The sequence below is a fragment of the Geodermatophilus sp. SYSU D00079 genome, assembly GCF_054050635.1.
Genome location: NZ_JBJGZS010000003.1, coordinates 1 through 19645 on the forward strand (window position 1 = coordinate 1; position 19645 = coordinate 19645).

Sequence of the window (19645 nt, forward strand, 5' to 3'; positions counted from 1 at the left end):
CCCCCCCCCCCCCCCCCCCCCCCCCCCCCCCCCCCCCCCCCCCCCCCCCCCCCCCCCCCCCCCCCCCCCCCCCCCCCCCCCCCCCCCCCCCCCCCCCCCCCCCCCCCCCGCGCCCCCCCACCCCCCCCCCCCCCCCCCCCCCCCCCCCCCCCCCCCCCCCCCCCCCCCCCCCCCCCCGGGGCCCCCACCTGGGAGTCGCTCCCCCAGCGGTACCGCCGCCGGGGTGGGACGATGCCGGGGACATGCCTGCTGTCCTGCTGCGCCGGGTCGTCCCGGCCCTCCTGGCCGTGGCCGCGCTGCTCGTGGTGTCCGGCTGCTCGGTCGTCGTCCTCGGTCGGCCGCGGGCCGCGGACCCACCGCCGGACGACGCCGCCCCCGGCCGGGTGGCCGTCGTGGGTGCGGTCGACGGGCCGATCGACGTGCTGGCCCGCAACGCCCTCGCCGACCTCGAGGACTACTGGGCCGAGCAGTTCCCCGACGTGTTCGGCGGCCGCTTCAGCCCGCTGGCGGGGGGCTACTTCAGCGTCGACCCCGGCGACGTGGACCCCGCGGTCTACCCGCAGGGCATCGGGTGCGGCACCGACCCGCGGGAGGTGGAGGGCAACGCCTTCTACTGCCAGGCGCCGCAGGCGCCGAACTCCGACTCCATCAGCTACGACCGGGCCTTCCTCACCGAGCTCGCCGACGGCTACGGCCGGTTCATCCCCGCGCTGGTGATGGCCCACGAGTTCGGTCACGCCGTCCAGGCGCGGGTCGGGTCGCCGCCGGCCTCGATCGCCACCGAGACGCAGGCCGACTGCTTCGCCGGCGCCTGGACGGCGTGGGTGGCCGACGGGAACGCCACCCACTCGCAGATCCGCGAACCGGAACTCGACGAGCTGCTGCGCGGCTACCTGCTGCTGCGCGACCCGGTCGGGACCGGCACCGACGAGGAGCAGGCGCACGGCTCCTACTTCGACCGGGTCTCGGCGTTCCAGGAGGGCTTCGACGACGGCCCGGTCGCCTGCCGGGACCGCTTCGGTCCCGACCGCGTGTTCACGCAGGGCGAGTTCACCACCGACAGCGACTTCCGCAGCGGTGGCAACGCCCCGTACGGGACGATCGAGCAGATCGTCGAGTCCTCCCTGCCGGAGTTCTGGGACCGCGCCTTCACCGAGGTGCTCGACGGCACCTTCGCCGAGCCGGAGCTCGAGCCCTTCCGCGGCGAGGCCCCCGCGTGCGCGGCCGACGACGTCGACCTCGTCTACTGCCCACCCGGGGGCGGCCGGGGCGGCGGGGTGGTCGCGTACGACGAGCAGGACCTCGCCGGCCCGGCGTACGAGTCCCTGGGCGACTTCGCCGTCCCCACCGCCGTCGCCATCCCCTACGCGCTGGCCGCGCGGGACCAGCTGGGACTGCCCGCCGAGGGGGACGACGCGCTGCGGTCGGCGGTGTGCCTGGCCGGCTGGTACAGCGCCCAGGTCTACAACGGCGAGCTCACCGACGTGGCGATCTCACCGGGAGACCTGGACGAGAGCGTGCAGTTCCTGCTCGAGTACGGCAACGACCCGCAGGTGCTCGGCGACACCGACGCCTCGGGTTTCCAGCTGGTCGACCTGTTCCGCAACGGGTTCCTGGAGGGCGCCCGCGCGTGCGACGTCGGCGTCGGCTGACGGCCCCGGGCGCGGGATCCGCCCAGTCCGGGGCGATGGCTCAGGGGCGAGGGCTCAGTACAGGGCGATGGTGAGCTCGCGGCGGGCGGCGCCCACCCGCGGGTCCTGGTCGCCGACGATCCCGAAGAGCTCCACGAGGTGCTTGCGGGCCTGGTCGCGCTCCTCACCGGCGGTCCGGCGGACGACGTCGAGCAGGCGGGCGAACGCACCCTCGACGTCCCCCGTGCCGAGCAGGAAGTCGGCGGCGCGGGTCTGCGCGGTCACGTCGTCCGGGGCGGCGTCGGCGAGGGCCAGGGCGTCGGGCCCGGCCTCGTCGGCGCGCCGGAACAGCTGCACCTGGCGCAGCGCGAGGCCGGCGACGGGGTGGTCGGGCTCGGCGTCGACGATCGCCTGGTAGGCGGCCTCCGCGGCGGCGAGGTCGCCGCGCTCGAGGGCGGCCTCGGCGGCGTCCAGGCGCGGGTCGTCGTCGGCCGGCTCACCCTCCCCCGCGCCGGGGACGGCGCCGCCGGTGGTGGCGCGGACCAGCTCGCTGACGAACTGGCGCGCCTGCTCCTCGGGGATGGCGCCGGTGAACTCGGCGACCAGCTGCCCCTGCCAGACGGCCTTGACCGCCGGGATGCCCTGCACCCGCAGGCCCTGGGAGAGCGCCGGGTTGGCGTCGACGTCGACCTTCGCCAGCACCCAGGAGCCGCCCCCCTCCGCGGCCAGCCGCTCGAGCACCGGGGACAGCTGCTTGCACGGACCGCACCACTCGGCCCACAGGTCGAGCACGACCGGGACCTGGAAGGAGCGGTCGAGCACCTCGGTCTGGAAGGTCTCCTCGGTGACGTCGACGACCGCGCCGCCGGCGGCACCGGCCGGGGCGCCAGGGGCGGCGGGCGCGGGCGGGGGTGCGGCCTGTGCCCGTGCCGCGGCCTCGGAGCGGGCCTTGACGGCGGCGAGGTCGACCGCGCCGGCGAGTGAGGCGGCCAGCTGAGCCTGCTGGGCCTGTGCGCGCGGGTCGGGGCGTCCGGGGCGGGAGGGCTGCATGACCTCGATCATCCCACCGCGGGCGCGCCGGCGTCCGGGGTGTTCAGCCGAGGGTGGCCTCGGCGTCGGCCACGTCACCCGCGCCGAGCCGGACCCGCTTGAGGATGTCGAACAGCGTGCGCAGCTCGGCCTCGGGGACGTCGCCCAGCCCGAAGTCGAGGGCGGTGAGCGCGGCGGTGGCCTCCTCCACCACGGCCCGGCCCCGCTCGGTGATGCCGGCGAGCACGCCACGGCCGTCGGCGGGGTTGGGCCGGCGGTCGACGTAGCCGGCCGCGACCAGCCGGTCGATGGCGTTGGTGACGCTCGTGGGGTGGACCATCAGCCGGCTGCCGATCACCTTGAGCGGCAGCTCACCGGTGCGGCTGAAGGTCAGCAGGACCAGCACCTCGTAGCGCGCGAAGGTCAGCGCGTGCGGCCGCAGCGCCTCGTCGAAGCGGGCGAGCAGGATCTGCTGGACGCGGAAGACCGACGTCGCTGCGCGCATCGTCGCGGCCGGGCCGAAGTGCTGCTCCCACGAGTCGCCGGCGCGCTCGATGGGATCGAAGGGCAGCCCCAGCGGTCGGACCATGGCACCAGAGGCTACGGGCCGTCCTGGCCGGACCGTCCGGGCTACCGCGGGGCGGGGCGCAGTGGCGGCACCTCGCGGACCCCGAAGACCTCCTTGAGCGCCACCCGCGCCGCGTTGTCGCCGCAGGCGCCGTGCACGGCCGGCCCGGGCGGGGTGGCCGACGAGGCGAGGTACACGCCCGGCACCGGGGTCTTGTAGGTGTTCCAGCGCGGCACCGGGCGGGCCAGCATCTGCCACAGCGTCGCCTGTCCGTTGGAGATGTCCCCGCCGATGTAGGCGGGGTTCCACTCCTCCATGGCGACGGCGTCCTTGGTGACCCGCTCCACGATGGTGTCCTTGAACCCGGGCGCGAAGCGCTCCACCTGGTCCTCGATGGCCTCGGTCATGTCGACGTCGGCACCGTGCGGCACGTGCACGTAGGCCCAGAAGACGTGCCCGCCCTCCGGCGCCCGGGTGGGGTCGGGGACGGTCGGCTGGACGGCGAGGACGTACGGGCGGTCGGTGAGCTGCCCCTGGTTGGGGGCGCGCTCCCCGGCGATCGTCTCCTCCAGGGTGCCGGCGATGTGGATCGTCCCGGCCCGGCGGACGTCGGGGTTGGTCCAGGGCACCGGCTCGGAGAGGATCCAGTCGACCTTGAAGACGCCGGCCCCGTGCTTGTAGCGGCGGACCCAGCGGCGGTAGCCCTCGTGCACGCGGTCGCCGGCCATCGACACGAACGCCTCGGGCGTGGTGTCCAGCAGCACGGCCGGCACGCCGTCGAACTCGCGCAGGTCGGTGACCAGGTGGCCGGTGACCACCTCGCCGCCCTGCTGCTCCAGGGCGGTCACCATCGCGTCGGCCAGGTTCTGCGACCCGCCCTCCACCAGCGGCCAGCCGACGTGGTGGCCGAGCATCGTCAGCAGCATCCCCAGCGCGGAGGTCAGGGGCTGGGTCAGGTCGAGCATGCCGTGCGCGGCGGCGCCCCCGAGCAGCGCGCGGGCCTCCTCGGTCTCGAAGTACCGGTGGGCCAGCCAGCGCACGTTGGGCAGCCCGTTGAGCCCGAACCTCGTGATCGCGCCGACGCTGCGCGTGGGCAGCCGGCGCAGCTGGCTGGTCAGGAAGAAGTCGACGACGTCGGTGCCGTGCTCGACCAGGGGCTCGAACAGGCGGCGGTAGGCCGGTCCGTCCGGGCCCAGCCCCGCGGCGGTCTCCTCGATCGATCGGTACGCGACCGCCGCACCGCCACCGTCCAGCGGGTGGGCGTAGTTGATCTCCGGCTGGACCAACCGGACGCCGCGGCTGGCGAGGTCGAACTCCCGGAAGAACGGCGCCGCGGCGGCCATCGGCTGCACGATCGAGCAGACGTCGTGCCGGTAGCCCGGCCGCATCAGCTCCTCGGTGCGCATGCCGCCACCGGGCCGCTCGGCCGCCTCGACGACCTGCACGCGCAGGCCGGCGGCGGCCATCCGCAGGGCCGCGGCCAGCCCGTTCGGCCCGGCTCCGACGACGACGGCGTCCGGCTTCCCGTTCACCCCGCCATCCTGCCCTCAGCGGGTCACAACTGCGCGAGGAGCGCGTCGGCCGCCGTGAAGGGGTCGGTGCGTCCCGCCACCACGGCCTCAGCCAGTGGACCGAGGGCCGCCGAGCCCCGCACCTCCCCCATCCGCGCCCGCAGCCCCACCAGGGCGATCGCCTCGATCTCGCGGGCCGCGCGCGTCGCACGTCGCCGGGTGGCCTCCCCCGAGGTCTCCAGCCAACGGCGGTGCTCGTCGACGGCCGCGAGGAGGGTGCCGATGCCCTCGTCGTCCGCCCGGGTGGCCACCGTCCGGCAGACCGGGGCCCGCCAGGCGCCGTCCGGACGCTCGACCGGGCCGAGCACCGCGCGCAGGTCGCGCACCGTCCGGTCGGCGCCGTCCCGGTCGGCCTTGTTGACGACGAGGACGTCGGCGACCTCGAGGATGCCGGCCTTGGCCGCCTGGATGCCGTCACCCATGCCCGGTGCCAGCAGGACCACCGTGGTGTCGGCGAGCGCGGCGACCTCCACCTCGGACTGCCCGACGCCCACCGTCTCGACCAGCACGACGTCGCACCCGGCGGCGTCCAGCACGCGGAGGGCCTGCGGCGTCGCCCACGCCAGCCCGCCGAGGTGGCCGCGGGCGGCCATGGAGCGGATGTAGACGCCGGCGTCGCCGGCGGAGTCCTGCATGCGGACCCGGTCGCCGAGCAGGGCACCACCGGAGAAGGGGGACGACGGGTCGACGGCGAGCACGCCGACCCGCTTCCCGGCTCGCCGGAGGGCGCGCACGAGCGCGGCGGTCGTCGTCGACTTGCCGACGCCGGGCGCCCCGGTCAGGCCGACGACGTGCGCGTGCCCGGTGTGCGGGGCCAGCGCCGCGGCCACCTCACGGACGGCCGGTCCGGCGTCCTCGACCAGTGAGACCAGCCGCGCCACCGCGCGGGCCTCCCCGTCGCGCGCCCGGGCGACCAGGTCGGCGACGTCGACCGCGCGGCGGGAGGTCCTCGGCCCACGGGGGGCGGCGGGCCCGGTCGGCTGGACGGCGGCGCCGTCCAGGGTCACGCGCGGGCGGGCACGTGCAGGACGAGCGCGTCGCCCTGCCCACCGCCGCCGCACAGCGCCGCGGCACCCACGCCACCGCCGCGGCGGCCCAGCTCCAGGGCCAGGTGCAGCACGATCCGGGCCCCGCTCATCCCGATCGGGTGCCCCAGGGCGATCGCGCCGCCGTTGGGGTTGACCCTCTCCGGGTCGATGCCCAGCTCGCGGGTGGAGACGATGCCGACCGCGGCGAAGGCCTCGTTGAGCTCGACCAGGTCCAGCTCGGCCGGGTCGATGCCCTCCCGCGCGCAGGCCTTGGCGATGGCCCGGGACGGCTGGCTCTGCAGCGAGGCGTCGGGGCCGGCGACCACGCCGTGCGCGCCGATCTCCGCCAGCGGGGTCAGCCCCAGCTCGGCGGCCTTGGCCGCGGACATGACCACCACCGCGCAGGCGCCGTCGGAGATCTGCGAGGCCGAACCGGCGGTGATCGTGCCGTCCTCCGCGAAGGCCGGCTTGAGCCTGGACAGGCTGTCGGCGGTGGTGTCGGGGCGGATGCCCTCGTCCTCGCGGAACTCGATCGGGTCGCCCTTGCGCTGCGGGATCAGCACCGGGGTGATCTCGTCGTCGAACAGGCCGTTCTTGGCCGCGGCGGCGGCCTTCTGGTGGCTGGCGGCGGCGAAGGCGTCCTGCTCCTCGCGGGTCAGGTCGTAGCGCGAGTTGGCCTTCTCGGTCAGCTCGCCCATCGCGACCTGGTCGAAGGTGTCGCTCAGCCCGTCGTGGGCCATGGAGTCGATCAGCGTGGTGTTGCCGTACTTGGTGCCGGTGCGCGAGTTCGCCAGCAGGTGCGGGGCCTGGGTCATCGACTCCATGCCCCCGGCCACGACGACGTCGAACTCCCCGGCCCGGATCAGCTGGTCGGCCAGCGCGATCGCGTCGATGCCCGACAGGCACACCTTGTTCAGGGTGAACGACGGCACCGACATCGGGATGCCGGCGGCCACCGCGGCGGGACGGGCCGGGTTCTGCCCGGCGCCGGCCTGCAGCACCTGGCCCATGATCACGTAGTCGACCTGGTCGCCGGAGATCCCGGCCCGCTCCAGGGCCGCCTTGATCGCGACCGCACCGAGGTCGGCCGCGGAGAAGTCCTTGAGCGAGCCGAGCAGCCGGCCCATCGGGGTGCGGGCGCCGCTGACGATGACCGAACGGGGCATGGTGGCCTCCAGTGCCGCCCGCCGTCGACGGCGGTGCGGCTGTTCTCGGAGCTGACCGCGCGGACGGCGCGGCCTTCGGGCTTCCGTCCAGGATAGGACCGCGACGGGCTCCGGCGGCCGTCTGTGACCGCCCTCACAACCGCCTGTCGTCTCAGACGTCTCGTCGGGGAGGATGCCGCCGTGACCACTGACGCACCCTCCGGCCTGCCGGCCGAGCTGTTCACCACCATCGACCACGTCGGGATCGCCGTGCCCGACCTGCGCGAGGCGATCGCCTTCTACGAGCTCGCCTTCGGCATCCAGTCGGTGCACGAGGAGATCAACGAGGAGCAGGGCGTCCACGAGGCGATGCTCGCCGTCGGCGACGGCGACACCCGGATCCAGCTGCTGGCGCCCCTCACCCCCGAGTCGACGATCGCGAAGTTCATCGGCCGCTCCGGGCCGGGCCTGCAGCAGCTCGCCTTCCGCGTCGCCGACGTCGAGGCGGCCGCGGCCACGCTGCGCGAGCGCGGGATGCGCCTGCTCTACGACACCCCGAAGCGCGGCACGGCCGGCAGCCGGGTCAACTTCGTCCACCCCAAGGACGCCGGCGGGGTGCTCGTCGAGCTGGTCGAGCCGGCAGCCTCCGGCCACTGACCGCCGGGGGCTGACGGGGTGGCTACTCGCCGGTAACGTCTCGCGCCACCGCACCGCCGGTACCCCGCCGCACCGCCTCCGAGCCGACGAAGACCCAGGAGACGCACGTGTTCGAGATCAGGGACGCCATCCTCGCCGACCAGCCCCACGCCCTGGCCGGACTGCCGGTGCCGGAGTCCTACCGGGCGGTGGTGGTCCGCAAGGACGAGCAGCACCTGTTCGAGGGCCTGCCCACCAAGGACAAGGACCCGCGCAGGTCGCTGCACGTGGACGAGGTGCCGACGCCGGAGCTGGGCCCGGGTGAGGCGATCGTGGCGGTGATGGCCTCGTCGGTGAACTACAACACCGTCTGGACGTCGATCTTCGAGCCGGTCTCCACCTTCGGCTTCCTGGAGCGCTACGGCCGGCTGCACGACCTGGCCAAGCGGCACGACCTGCCCTACCACGTGGTCGGCTCGGACCTGGCCGGCGTCGTCCTGCGGGTCGGCCCGGGCGTGCACAAGTGGCGCCCCGGTGACCAGGTCGTCGCGCACTGCCTGTCGGTGGAGCTCGAGGACCCCGCCGGGCACGACGACACGATGCTCGACCCGCAGCAGCGGATCTGGGGCTTCGAGACCAACTTCGGCGGGCTGGCCGAGCTGGCCCTGGTCAAGAGCAACCAGCTCATGCCCAAGCCCGCCCACCTCACCTGGGAGGAGGCCGCCAGCCCGGGGCTGGTCAACTCCACCGCCTACCGGCAGCTGGTCTCGCACAACGGGGCGGCCATGAAGCAGGGCGACGTCGTCCTGATCTGGGGGGCGTCGGGGGGCCTGGGCTCCTACGCCACCCAGATGGCCCTCAATGGCGGGGCCATCCCGGTCTGCGTGGTGAGCAGCCCAGAGAAGGCCGACATCGTCCGCTCCATGGGCGCCGAGCTGGTCATCGACCGCTCCGCCGAGGGCTACACCTTCTGGAAGGACGAGGACACCCAGGACCCGCGGGAGTGGCAGCGGTTCGGCAAGCGGATCCGCGAGCTCACCGGCGGCGACGACGTCGACATCGTCTTCGAGCACCCGGGCCGGGAGACCTTCGGCGCGTCGGTCTACGTCGCCAAGAAGGGCGGCACGATCGTCACCTGCGCCTCCACCAGCGGGTACCTGCACCAGTACGACAACCGCTACCTGTGGATGAACCTCAAGCGGATCGTCGGCAGCCACTTCGCCAACTACAAGGAGGCGTGGGAGGCCAACCGGCTCATCGACCGCGGGCTGGTCCACCCCACCCTGTCGAAGGTCTACCCGATGGAGCAGGTCGGCCAGGCCGCCTGCGACGTCCACCGCAACGCCCACCAGGGCAAGGTCGGCGTCCTGACCCTCGCCCCGACCGAGGGCCTCGGGGTGACCGACCCCGAGAAGCGGGCGAAGCACCTCTCCGCGATCAACCGCTTCCGGGGCGTGTAGGGGCCCACGAGGCCGGGACGTGGCGCGTTGCCAGGTACGGCTGGCACCCTGCGAGGGAGCCCCGGTGACACGCCGACTCCTGCCGCCGACTCTGCGAGGATGGACGCATGAGCGACCCCCGCCGCGACATGCTGCCCATGCGTGAGGCCCAGCACTCGTTCGACGTCGTGCTTCGGGGTTTCGACCGGCACCAGGTCGCCGAGACGATCGAGCGGCTGGAGGCCGACATCCGGGTGGCGTACGCCGACCGGGACGCCGCGATGGCCCGCTCGGCCGACCTCGCCGGTCAGCTCCAGGCCATGCACGGGGAGATCGAGGCGCTGCGCCGCAAGGCCGCGTCGGCGGGCCCGGCCACCTTCGAGAACATGAGCGAGCGCATCTCGCACATGCTGCGGCTCGCCGAGGAGGAGGCCGCCGAGATCCGGCAGGCCGCCCAGGCCGAGGCGCAGGCGCTGCGCGAGCAGACCGCCGCCGAGGAGCGGGCGATGCACGAGCGGCACGCCGCCGGCCGCGCCGAGGTCGAGCGGATGATCGCCGAGGCCCGCCAGAACGCCGAGCAGATCGCCAGCAAGGCGCAGATCCGCGCCGACGAGCTGGTCAGCAAGGCCCAGGAGAAGGTCGCCCGGCTCGACGCGGAGTCCCAGGCCCGCCGGACGAAGGTCGAGGAGGACTTCGAGATCGCCCAGCGGGCCCGTCGCCAGGAGGCCGCCCAGCGCGACCAGGAGCGCGACCACGCCTCCGCCGAGGCCGCCCGGCAGCGGATCGCCGCGGCCGAGCAGCACGCCGCCCAGCTGGTCAGCGACGCGGAGGCGGCCGCGGCGGCGGTCCGCTCGGTCCGCGACGAGCTGGCCGGCCGGCTGGCGGAGGCCCGGCGGGTCCTCGACAAGCTGCCCGACCTCGGCGACCGGCGCACCGAGCCCACGGCCGGCGCGCGGCCGCCGGTCCCCGGGCCGGACCGCCCCTCGCCCACCCCGCGCCAGGCGCAGCCGCAGCCGTCCACCGCCTCGCAGCCGTCCCCCGCGCCGAAGCCGGCTGCGCAGGAGCCCGTCGGGCCGGTGACCGCCCAGCAGCCCGCCGTCCGCCCCACCACGGCCCCGCAGCCGGCGGTCGGCCGCCCGGCCGAGCCGCCGCGCACGGGCACCGGCGAGGCCGTCGCGGCCCGCCAGCCGACCCGGCCCCCGGCGCAGGCGGCCGCATCCGACGCCCCGAGGCACGTCGCGCCGCACCAGCCCCCGGCGCCGTCGCAGCAGGCCCCGGCCCAGCCCACCCCGGCGCAGCAGGCCCCGGACGAGCAGCCCTCGGAGGACGAGGACCGGGACGGGAGCCCGGCACCGTCCGCGCAGACGACCCAGCAGCTGCGGCCCGTCGGTTCCGGCAGCCCCGCCACCGGGAACCGGGTCGACCCGCCGACCCTCGTGCAGCCCGCGGTGCAGCCCGACCAGCCCGACACCGGCAGCCACCCGGTGACCCCCGGCCGCCGCTGAGCGGCCCGCTGCTCCCCCGCACCGCGCGCGCCGCGGGGGCGGCGCCCCGCACGCTGCGCGCCCTCGTGGTCTTGCTGCTCGCCGCCGCTGCGGCGCTGTCCGGCCTGCCCGCCGCGGCGGCGGAGCCGGCCCTGCTGCGGGTCGCGCACCTGTCCCCCGACACCCCCGCCGTCGCCCTCTCGGTGACCACCCCGGGCACGGGGGAGGCCGCCGGTCCGCCCGCGGAGCTGGGCTACGGCGACGCCTCCGAGCACCGGGAGGTCCCGGCGGGCGGCTACGCGGTGAGCGTCCGCGCCGTGGGGGCCCACCCGGGCAGTCCACCGGTGCTGTCGGCGACCGTCGAGCTGCCCGCGGGCGCCGCCCGCACGGTGGCCGCGGTGGGTTCCTTCGCCGACCTGCGGCTCGTGGTCCTGGACGACGACCGCACGCCTCCCCCGGCCGGGTCGGCCCGCGTCCGCGTGGTGGCCGCCGCCGCCGGGGCGCCGTCCCTGGACGTCACCGCGGCCGGCGTCGCGGTGGCCACCGGGCTGGGTGCCACCGAGGCCGGGCCCTACGTCGCGGTGCCGGCCGGTGCGACCACGCTGCAGCTGCGGTCCGGCGGCGCGCCGGCCGACGTCCCGGTCGAGCTGGCCGCCGGTTCCCTGTACAGCCTGCTCGTCCTCGACCGTCCGGACGGCGGGCTGACCGTCCGCGTCCTGCTCGACGCCGCCGGTGCGGCCGTCGTCCCCACCGGCGGGGTCGAGGCCGGTGCCGGGGGGACGGCCGACCGGTCCGCGCTCCCCGCCGTCGTGGCCGGTGTGGCGCTGACGGCCGCCGTCCTCACCGTGCTGCGGCTGCGGGCGCGGATCCGGTGAGCGGCGGCCGGCGTCCCGTGCTGCCGCTGGTGCGCCGGCTGCTGGCGGCCACCGCGGGGGTCGCGGGCGCCGTGGCCCTCCTGTCCCCCGCGCCGGCGGCTCCCGCCGCCCGGGTCACCACACCGGTCGTCGTGGAGGGCGCGGTCGCCACCTCCGTCGCGCCGCTGCGGGTCCGCGTCCCGGCCATCGGCGTGGACAGCGCGCTGGTCCGGCTCGGCGTGGACGCGACCGGCGCGCTGGTGCCGCCTGCCGAGTACGACCGGGCCGGCTGGTTCCCCGGTGCCCCGGCACCCGGCGACGTGGGGCCGGCCGTGGTCGCCGGCCACGTCGACTCCCACGAGGGGCCGGGCGTCTTCTGGCGGCTGCGGGAGCTCGCGGCCGGGGACGAGGTGCTCGTCGACCGCGACGACGGGACGACGGCCCGCTTCGTGGTCACCGGGGTCGCCCGGTACGCCAAGGACGCCTTCCCCACCGCGGCGGTCTACGGCCCGACGCCCCGCGCGGAGCTGCGGCTGGTCACCTGCGGCGGGGAGTTCGACCGCGCCCGGCGCAGCTACACCGACAACGTGGTGGTGACGACGGTCGCGGCGCCCTAGCGGCGGCGGTCCCGGGCCCGCCAGCAGGCGGTGTGCCAGTGCCGGCGGGTGTCGGCCGCCGACCCGGTGTCCCAGGGCTCGAGGTCGGAGTCGCGCAGGTAGGCCGGCCAGGTCACCACGTGCGGCACGCCGGGCCGGATCTCCTGGTCGCACCCGGGGCAGCGGTAGGTCTTGGCGGTCGCCGACCCGGGGACCGGCCGCACCACCCAGTCGCCGTCGGCGGCCTCCTCGACGGGGTCGGGACGCCGGAACGGCTCGCGGCCGGCCGGGCGTGACCCGTGCCGTCCGGTGCGGCGGGGCAACGGGGACTCAGTTCCGCGCGTGGTCCCGGAACCCACGACCGGTCTTGCGGCCCAGGTAGCCGGCGGTGACCAGGTGCTCCAGCAGCGGGGCGGGGGCGAAGCCGGGCTCGCGGAACTCGGCGTAGAGCTCGCGCTCGATCGCCAGGGCGACGTCCAGACCGACGACGTCCAGCAGCTCGAAGGGGCCCATCGGGTAGCCGCAGCCGACCTTCATCGCCGCGTCGATGTCGTCGGCGGTGGCGTAGTGCGCCTCGAGCATCCTGACCGCGTCGTTGAGGTAGGGGAACAGCAGCGCGTTGACGATGAACCCGGCCCGGTCGGTGCAGGAGACCGGGTGCTTGCCCAGCGCCAGCGACACCGCGTGCGCCGTCGCGGCGACGTCCGGCGCGGTGGCGATCGTCGAGACGACCTCCACCAGCCGCATGACGGGGGCCGGGTTGAAGAAGTGCAGCCCGACGACGTCGGCCGGGCGGCCGCTGGCCTGGGCGCACTCGATGACCGGCAGGCTCGAGGTGGTCGTGGCCAGCACCGCACCGGGCTTGCAGATCTCGCCGAGGTTGGCGAACAGCGCCTGCTTGACGCCCAGGTGCTCGACCACGGCCTCGATGACCAGGTCGACGTCGGCGAGGTCGTCCAGCGACGCGCTGCCGGTGACCCGGCCCAGCGCCTCGTCGCGGGCGGACTCCTCCAGCCGGCCGCGGACGACCTGCTTGTCCAGCGAGCGGCCCAGCGCGGCCTGCACCGCCTCCACCTTGTCCAGGGTGCGGGCGACGAAGACGACCTCGTAGCCGGCCTTGGCGGCCACCTCCACGATGCCGGTCGCCATGGTGCCCGAGCCGACGACACCCACCCGGTGCACCGGGCGGGCGCCCTCGGCGGCCGCGCCGCCGGCCGGGGTCAGGGCGTCGGGGACGACCTCGGCGGAGTCGCGGCCGGCGTAGGTGTAGAAGCCGCGGCCGGACTTCCGGCCGAGCAGGCCCGCGGTCATCATCTGCTTGATCACCGGGCTGGGCGCGTGCAGCCGGTTGCGCGACTGCTTGTACATCGTGTCGAGGATCTCGTAGGCGGTGTCGATGCCGATGAGGTCCATCAGCGCCAGCGGGCCCATGGGCAGGCCACAGCCCAGCCGCATGGCCGCGTCGATGTCCTCCCGGCTGGCGTAGCGGTTCTCGTACATCGACACCGCGTGGTTGAGGTAGCCGAACAGCAGCGCGTTGGCGATGAACCCGGCCTTGTCGCCGATGGTCACGTCGACCTTGCCCAGCCGCGCGGCCAGCGCCTCGACGTCCTCCACCACCGACGGCTCGGTGACGACGGTGCGCACCACCTCGACCAGCTTCATCACCGGCGCCGGGTTGAAGAAGTGCATGCCGATGACCTTGCTCGGCCGCCCGGTGGCCACGGAGATCTCGGTGACCGACAGGCTGGAGGTGTTGGTCGCCAGGATGGTGTCCGGGGGGCAGATCCCGTCCAGCTTCCCGAAGATCTCGCACTTGAGGTCCATGCGCTCCGGCACGGCCTCGATCACCAGCTCCGCGTGCGCGAGGTCCTCCAGGGAGGTGCTGAACCGGATCCGCTCCACGATCGCGTCGCGCTCGGCCGGATCGAGCTTCCCGCGCTGCACCGCGCGTCCGGTGGAGTGCTCCAGGTGCTCGCGGCCCCGGGCCACGGCCGCGTCGTCGACGTCCACGGCGGTCACCGACAGACCCGCGCGGGCGAGCACCTCCGCGATGCCGGCACCCATGGTGCCCAGCCCCACGACGCCGACCTCGTTCAGTTCCCTGGCCACGCCTGCCAAGGTAGCGGAGTGGCAGGGGCGCGTTCCCCGCGCCGTGGCACTCCGTCCGGGCCTCAGAAGAGCCGCTGCGACGGGTCGTCGGTGCCCTTGAGGACGGCGTAGTCGACGGTGAGGCAGTCGATGCCGCGGTCGCCGGCGAGCACCCGTGCCTGCGGCTTGATCTCCTGGGCGGCGAACACGCCCCGGACCGGGGCCAGCAGCGGGTCGCGGTTGAGCAGCTCCAGGTACCGGGTCAGCTGCTCGACGCCGTCGATCTCACCCCGCCGCTTGACCTCGACCGCGACGGTCGCGCCGTCGGCGTCGCGGCAGAGCAGGTCCACCGGGCCGATCGCGGTGGGGTACTCGCGCCGGACCAGCGACCAGCCCGCCCCGAAGGTCTCCACGTGCAGCGCCAGCAGCCGCTGCAGGTCGGCCTCGACGCCGTCCTTCTGCAGGCCGGGGTCGACCCCCAGCTCGTGGGAGGAGTCGTGCTCGACGGACTCGATGGTGATGACCAGCTGCTCGCCGGCCTTGTTCGTGACCGTCCAGGTGCCCTGCCCGTCGGCCAGCTCGTCCTTGAGGGAGCAGGGCGGGCTCATCCAGTTCAGCGGCTTGTAGGCGCGGTCGTCGGCGTGCACCGACACCGAGCCGTCGGCCTTGACCAGCAGCAGGCGGGACGCCATCGGCAGGTGGGCGGTGAGCCGCCCGATGTAGTCGACCGAGCAACGGGCGATGACCAGGCGCACGGGGTCCGACGGTACCGAACCGGCAACAACAGCTCGCCGGACCGGGGAGGGCGGGTCGCCAGGCGGCATCCTGGCGGGCGTGACCAGAGCCCTGCCCGTCGCCCTGGCCCTCCTGCTCCTGCTGTGCGCGTGCGCCCAGCGCGGGGGCGACGCGCGCAGCCCGCAGACACCGGCTCCCGGTGACCCGGGCCGGCTGGTGCTGCTCGTCGAGCACGTCGGCGGGTTCGTGACGCCCGAGCTGCTGGCCGCCCGGCTGCCGCTGGTGGCGGTCTACGCCGACGGCCGGGTGCTCGCCCAGGGGCCGGTGCCGGCGATCTACCCCGGGCCGGCGCTGCCGAACCTGCAGGTCTGGCAGCTGGACGCCGACGGCGTGCGCACGGTGGTCGACCGCGCCGTCGCCGCCGGGGTCCCCGAGACCGGCGACCTGGGCAGCCCCCCGGTCGCCGACGCGCCGGCGACCCGCTTCACGCTGGTCACCGAGGAGGGCACGTCGGTCCGCGAGGTGCAGGCCCTCTTCGAGCTGCCTGACGACGGCGGCCTCACCCCGCAGCAGCGCGCCGTCCGCGGGGAGCTGATGGCGCTGATCGACCTCCTGAGCGCGCCGGACGCGTCGCTGGGCGCGGCGGGCCCGGAGTCCTACCGGCCGACGGCGGTCGCCGCGGTCGCCACTGGGTACACCGCCGCCCCCGAGCCCGAGCTCGTCCAGCCGGAGTCCCCGTGGCCCGGCCCGGCCCTGCCGGGCGAGTGGCTGGAGGAGCGGCTCGGCCTCTCGTGCGTGGTCGCGCGCGGCGCCGAGGCCGACGCCGTCGTGGACGCGGCCGGCCGGGCCAACGCCCTCACGCCGTGGCTGGCCGACGACGGCAGCCGCTGGGCGCTCACCCTGCGCCCGCTGCTGCCGCACGAGACCGGCTGCGCCGACCTCCAGCAGCACTGACGCGACCGGCCCGGACCTCCATCGGGAGGACCGGGCCGGTCGGGCGTGCGGGGAGGGACGGCTACACCGTGACGGGCTCGCGCAGGTCGGCGTCCACGCCGCCGCGCTCGTCGACGCGGGCCATCGGGTCGATCGTCGACGTCGACCGGTAGCGCTCCACGTCGAGGATGCCCTCGCGCTTGGCGACGATCGTCGGCACCAGCGCCTGGCCGGCCACGTTCACCGCGGTGCGGCCCATGTCGAGGATCGGGTCGATCGCCAGCAGCAGGCCCACGCCGGCCAGCGGCAGGCCCAGCGTGGAGAGGGTCAGCGTCAGCATGACCACCGCGCCGGTGACCCCGGCGGTGGCCGCCGAACCGATGACGGAGACCAGGGCGATCAGCAGGTAGTCGGTGATCGACAGGTCCACCCCGAAGAACTGGGCGACGAAGATGGCCGCCAGCGCCGGGTAGATCGCCGCGCAGCCGTCCATCTTCGTGGTCGCGCCCAGCGGGACGGCGAACGAGGCGTAGGAGCGCGGCACGCCCAGGTTCTGCTCGGTCACCCGCTCGGTCACCGGCAGCGTGCCGATCGAGGAACGGGAGACGAAGGCCAGCTGGATCGCCGGCCAGGCACCGGCGAAGTACCGCAGCGGCGAGAGGCCGTGCAGCCGCAGCAGCACCGGGTAGACGACGAACAGCACCAGCGCGAGACCGGCGTAGACCGCACCGGCGAAGACGCCGAGCGAGCCGAGGGACTCCCAGCCGTAGCTGGCCACCGCGTTGCCGATCAGGCCGACGGTGCCCAGCGGGGCGAGCAGGATGACCCACCACAGCACCTTCTGGACGATGGCCAGCGCGGAGCGGACCAGGCCCAGGAACGGCTCGGCCGGCTCGCCGACCTTGAGCACGGCGACACCGATGGCCGCGGCGATGACGATCAGCTGCAGCACGTTGAACGACAGGCTGCCGTCCGCCGAGCCCTGCAGGCCGAGGACGTTGCCCGGCACGAGGCCGGTGAGGAAGTCCCACCAGGAGCCGGTCTTCTCCGGCACGGCCTGGGCGGCGGCGTCGACGGAGCTGTTGCGGCCGGGCTCGGTGAGCAGGCCCAGGCCGATGCCGATGGCGACCGCGACCAGTGCGGTGATCGCGAACCACAGCAGGGTCTGACCGGCCAGCCGGGCGGCGTTGGAGACCTGCTTGAGGTTGGCGATGCTGACGATCACCGCGGTGACGATCAGCGGCGGGACGAGGGCCTTCAGCAGCGTCACGAAGGTGGCGCCGATGGTCTGGAGGGTGCTGGTCAGCCAGTTGGGGGTGCCATCGGCGACGGGGCCCATGTCGCGGGCGACCAGCCCGAGGGCCACGCCGAGGACGAGGGCGAGGAGCACCTGCGCCGCGAAGGGGACGCGGCGGAGACGAGCGAGCACGGGAGAGTGCCTTCCGGGGAGGTTCGGGGAGGGACGACGGGGGCGCAGGGAGCGCACTCAGCCGTCGGCCGTCATCCGCCCGAAGTCGAGCGCGCGCCGCCGGGTCAGGCCCCACACGTTGCGCACGCAGGGGTCAAGGCGCCCCGCCGTCTCGACCATCCCGGGTGTGTCCGGGTTCACCGGGGACGGCGCCCCCTCCCGGCCTCCCGGGAGGTGGCGCCGTCGGACCGCCGCTACACGTTGCTGTCGCGGTCCTCGGGCTTCTTGGAGGTCTCGATCTCGGTCTCGGTGAGCGGGGCGTCGCTCGCCTCGTCCATCCCGCCCCGCTCGACCTCGGTCTTCTCGGGACTCTGCTCGCTCATGCGCCGTCCTGCCCTTCCCCGCCGGATGTGGTCGTCCCGCCGTACCCCGCACCGGCGGCGACGCACACCTGGACGGTCAGCGGCCTCCCATCGGAGGGCCCTCGGTCAGTCGGGCCACACCGGCCGGCGCTTCTCCAGGAAGGAGGTCATGCCCTCCACGGCGCCCGGCAGCTGGCTGGCCGAGGCCATGACCTCCACCGCGGTCGCGTAGGCGTCCCGCTCCGGGCGGTCCAGCTGGGCGTACATCGTCTGCTTGCCCCACGCCTTGCTCGCCCGCGAGCCACGGGTGGCCCGGCCCATGAGGTCGGCCACGGCGTCGTCGAGCTCGGCGTCGGGCACCACCCGGTTGACCAGCCCCCAGTCCAGCGCCGTCCGCGCGTCGATGACGTCGCCGGTCAGCGCCAGCTCCATCGCCCGCTTGCGGCCCACGTTGCGGGCGATCGCCACCATCGGCGTGTGGCAGAACCAGCCGCCCTTGCCCCCGGGGGCGGCGAAGCCGGCCGACTCCGCGGCGACGGCGAGGTCGCAGGAGGCGACCAGCTGGCAGCCGGCCGCGGTGGCCAGGGCGTGCACGCGGGCCAGCACGACCTGCGGCACACCCTGGATGGTCTGCATGAGCTCGGTGCACAGCTGCAGGAGGCTGCGCACCTCCGTCACCGGCCGGCCGGCGACGTCGGCGAAGTCGTGCCCGGCGCTGAACACCGGCCCCTCGGCGGCCAGCACGATGCCCGCCGCGTCGCTCTCCCCCGCCTCGGTGACCGCGGCCAGCAGCTGGCCGAGGTGCTCGCGGGACAGGGCGTTGCGCTTGGCCGGCCGGCACATGGTGATCGTGACGACGTCGCCGTCGCGGGCGACCCGCGGCGCACCCTCAGCACTCATGGGCCGACGCTAGCGGACCTCGACCGGCCCGGTCCCGCCGTGCAGCCGCCCGCGGCCGCGTTCCTTGGCCCCGTACATGGCCAGGTCCGCCGCCTGCAGGACGTCCTCGAACGCCGTCCCCGGCTCGGCGACGGCCAGCCCGATGCTGACCGAGACCCGGACACTGCGCCGGCCGACCTCGACCTCGTCGACCAGGGCGGCCGCGAGCCGCTCGCCCACCGCTGCGGCCGTCGCCCGGTCCAGGCCCGGCAGGACCACGGCGAACTCGTCGCCGCCGAGGCGGCCGACGACGGCGTCCGGCACGTCCTCCAGGTGCTCGCGCAGCCGTTCGGCGAGCCGGACGAGCAGCTGGTCGCCCACCGCGTGACCACCGCGGTCGTTGACCTCCTTGAAGCGGTCCACGTCGATGAACAGCACCGCGCCACCCCCGGCCAGCGCCGCGCGTCCGGCGTCGAGCAGGTGGGCGCGGTTGGCCAGCCCGGTGAGCGGGTCCTGCCGCGCCACCCGCGTCATGGCGCGCCGCCACCCGTCGGCCTCGGTGGCCACGGTGGTCAGCCGGTCGACGGTCTCACGCAGCGCCAGCTGCTGCTCGGTGTCGGCATCCGGCGTCAGCTCGCGGACCGCGGCGGCCAGCAGGTCGAGGACCTCCTCCAGCGGGGCACCGGTCGCGACCGCCTCGAGCACCCGGCCCTGCAGCGCCAGCAGCCGGGCGTCCCACCGGTGGGCGGCCACCTGGCGGCGCAGGGAGAGGACGCTGCGCACCAGGCGCACCTGGATCCCCAGGACGTCGAGGTCGTCGCCGGAGAAGCTGCGGACGTCGTCGTCGAAGACGCCGAGCGACCCGAGGACGAAGCCGTCCTCGTCGATGAGGGGGACGCCGAGGTAGGACCGGATGGCGCCGGCGGCCACCGCGGGGTTCCCGGCGAACACGGGGTGGGCCAGCGCGTCGGGCACCTCCAGGGGCTCGCGGGTGGCCACCACGTAGGCGCAGAACGACAGCTCGTCGGGGACGGTGGAGAACGGTGCGCCGACCCCGATCTCGGCGGGGAAGCACTGCAGGTCCGGGCCGACGAGGTTGATCACCGCGATCGGCGCGTGCAGAGCGCGGGCCATGTAGGCGACGACCGCGTCGAGGTCGGCGTCGCCGGCGTGGCCGCCCAGGCGGTAGCTGGCCAGGGCGGCCAGCCGGTCGGGGTCGGCGACGGCGGGGCGGGGGCTCAGCACGCGCGGCACCG

19 protein-coding genes are annotated in these 19645 nt (G+C 75.3%); 7 read left to right on the plus strand and 12 right to left on the minus strand.

The genetic code is table 11. The annotated features are described in order from the left end of the window. Positions 1-242: 242 nt before the first annotated feature. Positions 243-1652: a neutral zinc metallopeptidase gene (locus ACI79E_RS03670; protein ID WP_456931189.1), complete on the plus strand. Its 1410-nt coding sequence runs from the start codon at positions 243-245 to the stop codon at positions 1650-1652. Positions 1653-1706: 54 nt separating this feature from the next. Here the strand turns inward: ACI79E_RS03670 and ACI79E_RS03675 are convergent, their stop codons facing one another. Genes ACI79E_RS03675 through ACI79E_RS03695 form a run of 5 tightly spaced genes read right to left on the minus strand, consistent with a single transcriptional unit; the run spans position 1707 to position 6993 of the window. After that, on the minus strand, positions 1707-2681 hold the full coding sequence (locus ACI79E_RS03675) for a tetratricopeptide repeat protein (RefSeq protein ID WP_456931190.1): 975 nt from the start codon (positions 2679-2681) through the stop codon (positions 1707-1709). Positions 2682-2724: 43 nt separating this feature from the next. Further along, positions 2725-3249: a MarR family winged helix-turn-helix transcriptional regulator gene (locus ACI79E_RS03680; RefSeq protein ID WP_456931191.1), complete on the minus strand. Its 525-nt coding sequence runs from the start codon at positions 3247-3249 to the stop codon at positions 2725-2727. 41 nt (positions 3250-3290) lie between these two features. Then, positions 3291-4760: a phytoene desaturase family protein gene (locus tag ACI79E_RS03685; protein WP_456931192.1), complete on the minus strand. Its 1470-nt coding sequence runs from the start codon at positions 4758-4760 to the stop codon at positions 3291-3293. A gap of 23 nt (positions 4761-4783) precedes the next feature. Further along, positions 4784-5806 carry a methylmalonyl Co-A mutase-associated GTPase MeaB gene (meaB, locus tag ACI79E_RS03690; RefSeq protein WP_456931193.1) on the minus strand — a complete coding sequence of 341 codons (1023 nt, stop codon included), beginning with the start codon at positions 5804-5806 and terminating at the stop codon, positions 4784-4786. Beyond that, positions 5803-6993 carry an acetyl-CoA C-acetyltransferase gene (locus ACI79E_RS03695; protein ID WP_456931194.1) on the minus strand — a complete coding sequence of 397 codons (1191 nt, stop codon included), beginning with the start codon at positions 6991-6993 and terminating at the stop codon, positions 5803-5805. The genes meaB and ACI79E_RS03695 overlap by 4 nt, the downstream gene beginning before the upstream one ends. A gap of 180 nt (positions 6994-7173) precedes the next feature. Here ACI79E_RS03695 and mce point away from each other — a divergent pair, with 180 nt between their 5' ends. From mce to ACI79E_RS03720, 5 genes are all read left to right on the plus strand, one after another. Beyond that, positions 7174-7629: a methylmalonyl-CoA epimerase gene (gene mce, locus ACI79E_RS03700; protein ID WP_456931195.1), complete on the plus strand. Its 456-nt coding sequence runs from the start codon at positions 7174-7176 to the stop codon at positions 7627-7629. Between the two features lie 107 nt (positions 7630-7736). Continuing rightward, positions 7737-9068, plus strand: a complete 1332-nt coding sequence (ccrA, locus tag ACI79E_RS03705; RefSeq protein WP_456931196.1) for a crotonyl-CoA carboxylase/reductase — start codon at positions 7737-7739, stop codon at positions 9066-9068. A 107-nt stretch (positions 9069-9175) separates the two neighbouring features. Continuing rightward, the gene (locus ACI79E_RS03710) at positions 9176-10552 is read left to right on the plus strand and encodes a hypothetical protein (RefSeq protein WP_456931197.1); all 1377 of its coding nucleotides are present in this window, start codon (positions 9176-9178) and stop codon (positions 10550-10552) included. Between the two features lie 65 nt (positions 10553-10617). Further along, positions 10618-11406, plus strand: coding sequence for a DUF4397 domain-containing protein (locus ACI79E_RS03715; RefSeq protein WP_456931198.1), 789 nt, complete (start codon positions 10618-10620; stop codon positions 11404-11406). Continuing rightward, the gene (locus ACI79E_RS03720; protein ID WP_456931199.1) at positions 11403-12002 is read left to right on the plus strand and encodes a class F sortase; all 600 of its coding nucleotides are present in this window, start codon (positions 11403-11405) and stop codon (positions 12000-12002) included. Before ACI79E_RS03715 ends, ACI79E_RS03720 begins: the two co-directional genes overlap by 4 nt. Here ACI79E_RS03720 and ACI79E_RS03725 read toward each other — a convergent pair. From ACI79E_RS03725 to nucS, 3 genes are all read right to left on the minus strand, one after another. Further along, positions 11999-12304: a hypothetical protein gene (locus tag ACI79E_RS03725; protein ID WP_456931200.1), complete on the minus strand. Its 306-nt coding sequence runs from the start codon at positions 12302-12304 to the stop codon at positions 11999-12001. The two genes, ACI79E_RS03720 and ACI79E_RS03725, sit on opposite strands and share 4 nt — an antisense overlap. A gap of 7 nt (positions 12305-12311) precedes the next feature. Continuing rightward, positions 12312-14093: a 3-hydroxyacyl-CoA dehydrogenase family protein gene (locus ACI79E_RS03730; RefSeq protein WP_456931201.1), complete on the minus strand. Its 1782-nt coding sequence runs from the start codon at positions 14091-14093 to the stop codon at positions 12312-12314. A 62-nt stretch (positions 14094-14155) separates the two neighbouring features. Next, complete coding sequence (gene nucS / locus ACI79E_RS03735) at positions 14156-14827, minus strand: endonuclease NucS (RefSeq protein ID WP_456931202.1); 672 nt, start codon at positions 14825-14827, stop codon at positions 14156-14158. 79 nt (positions 14828-14906) lie between these two features. On the opposite strand from nucS, the gene ACI79E_RS03740 reads away from it, so the two are divergent. Further along, positions 14907-15761, plus strand: a complete 855-nt coding sequence (locus tag ACI79E_RS03740; protein ID WP_456931203.1) for a hypothetical protein — start codon at positions 14907-14909, stop codon at positions 15759-15761. A gap of 61 nt (positions 15762-15822) precedes the next feature. Here the strand turns inward: ACI79E_RS03740 and ACI79E_RS03745 are convergent, their stop codons facing one another. From ACI79E_RS03745 to ACI79E_RS03760, 4 genes are all read right to left on the minus strand, one after another. Then, positions 15823-17169 carry a dicarboxylate/amino acid:cation symporter gene (locus tag ACI79E_RS03745; RefSeq protein WP_456931204.1) on the minus strand — a complete coding sequence of 449 codons (1347 nt, stop codon included), beginning with the start codon at positions 17167-17169 and terminating at the stop codon, positions 15823-15825. 233 nt (positions 17170-17402) lie between these two features. Further along, a complete protein-coding gene (locus ACI79E_RS03750) occupies positions 17403-17531 on the minus strand; it encodes a hypothetical protein (protein ID WP_456931205.1) in 129 nt (42 codons plus the stop codon). Positions 17532-17636: 105 nt separating this feature from the next. After that, a complete protein-coding gene (locus ACI79E_RS03755; RefSeq protein WP_456931206.1) occupies positions 17637-18410 on the minus strand; it encodes an enoyl-CoA hydratase-related protein in 774 nt (257 codons plus the stop codon). Positions 18411-18419: 9 nt separating this feature from the next. Beyond that, positions 18420-19634 carry a diguanylate cyclase domain-containing protein gene (locus tag ACI79E_RS03760; RefSeq protein ID WP_456931207.1) on the minus strand — a complete coding sequence of 405 codons (1215 nt, stop codon included), beginning with the start codon at positions 19632-19634 and terminating at the stop codon, positions 18420-18422. Positions 19635-19645 lie beyond the last annotated feature (11 nt).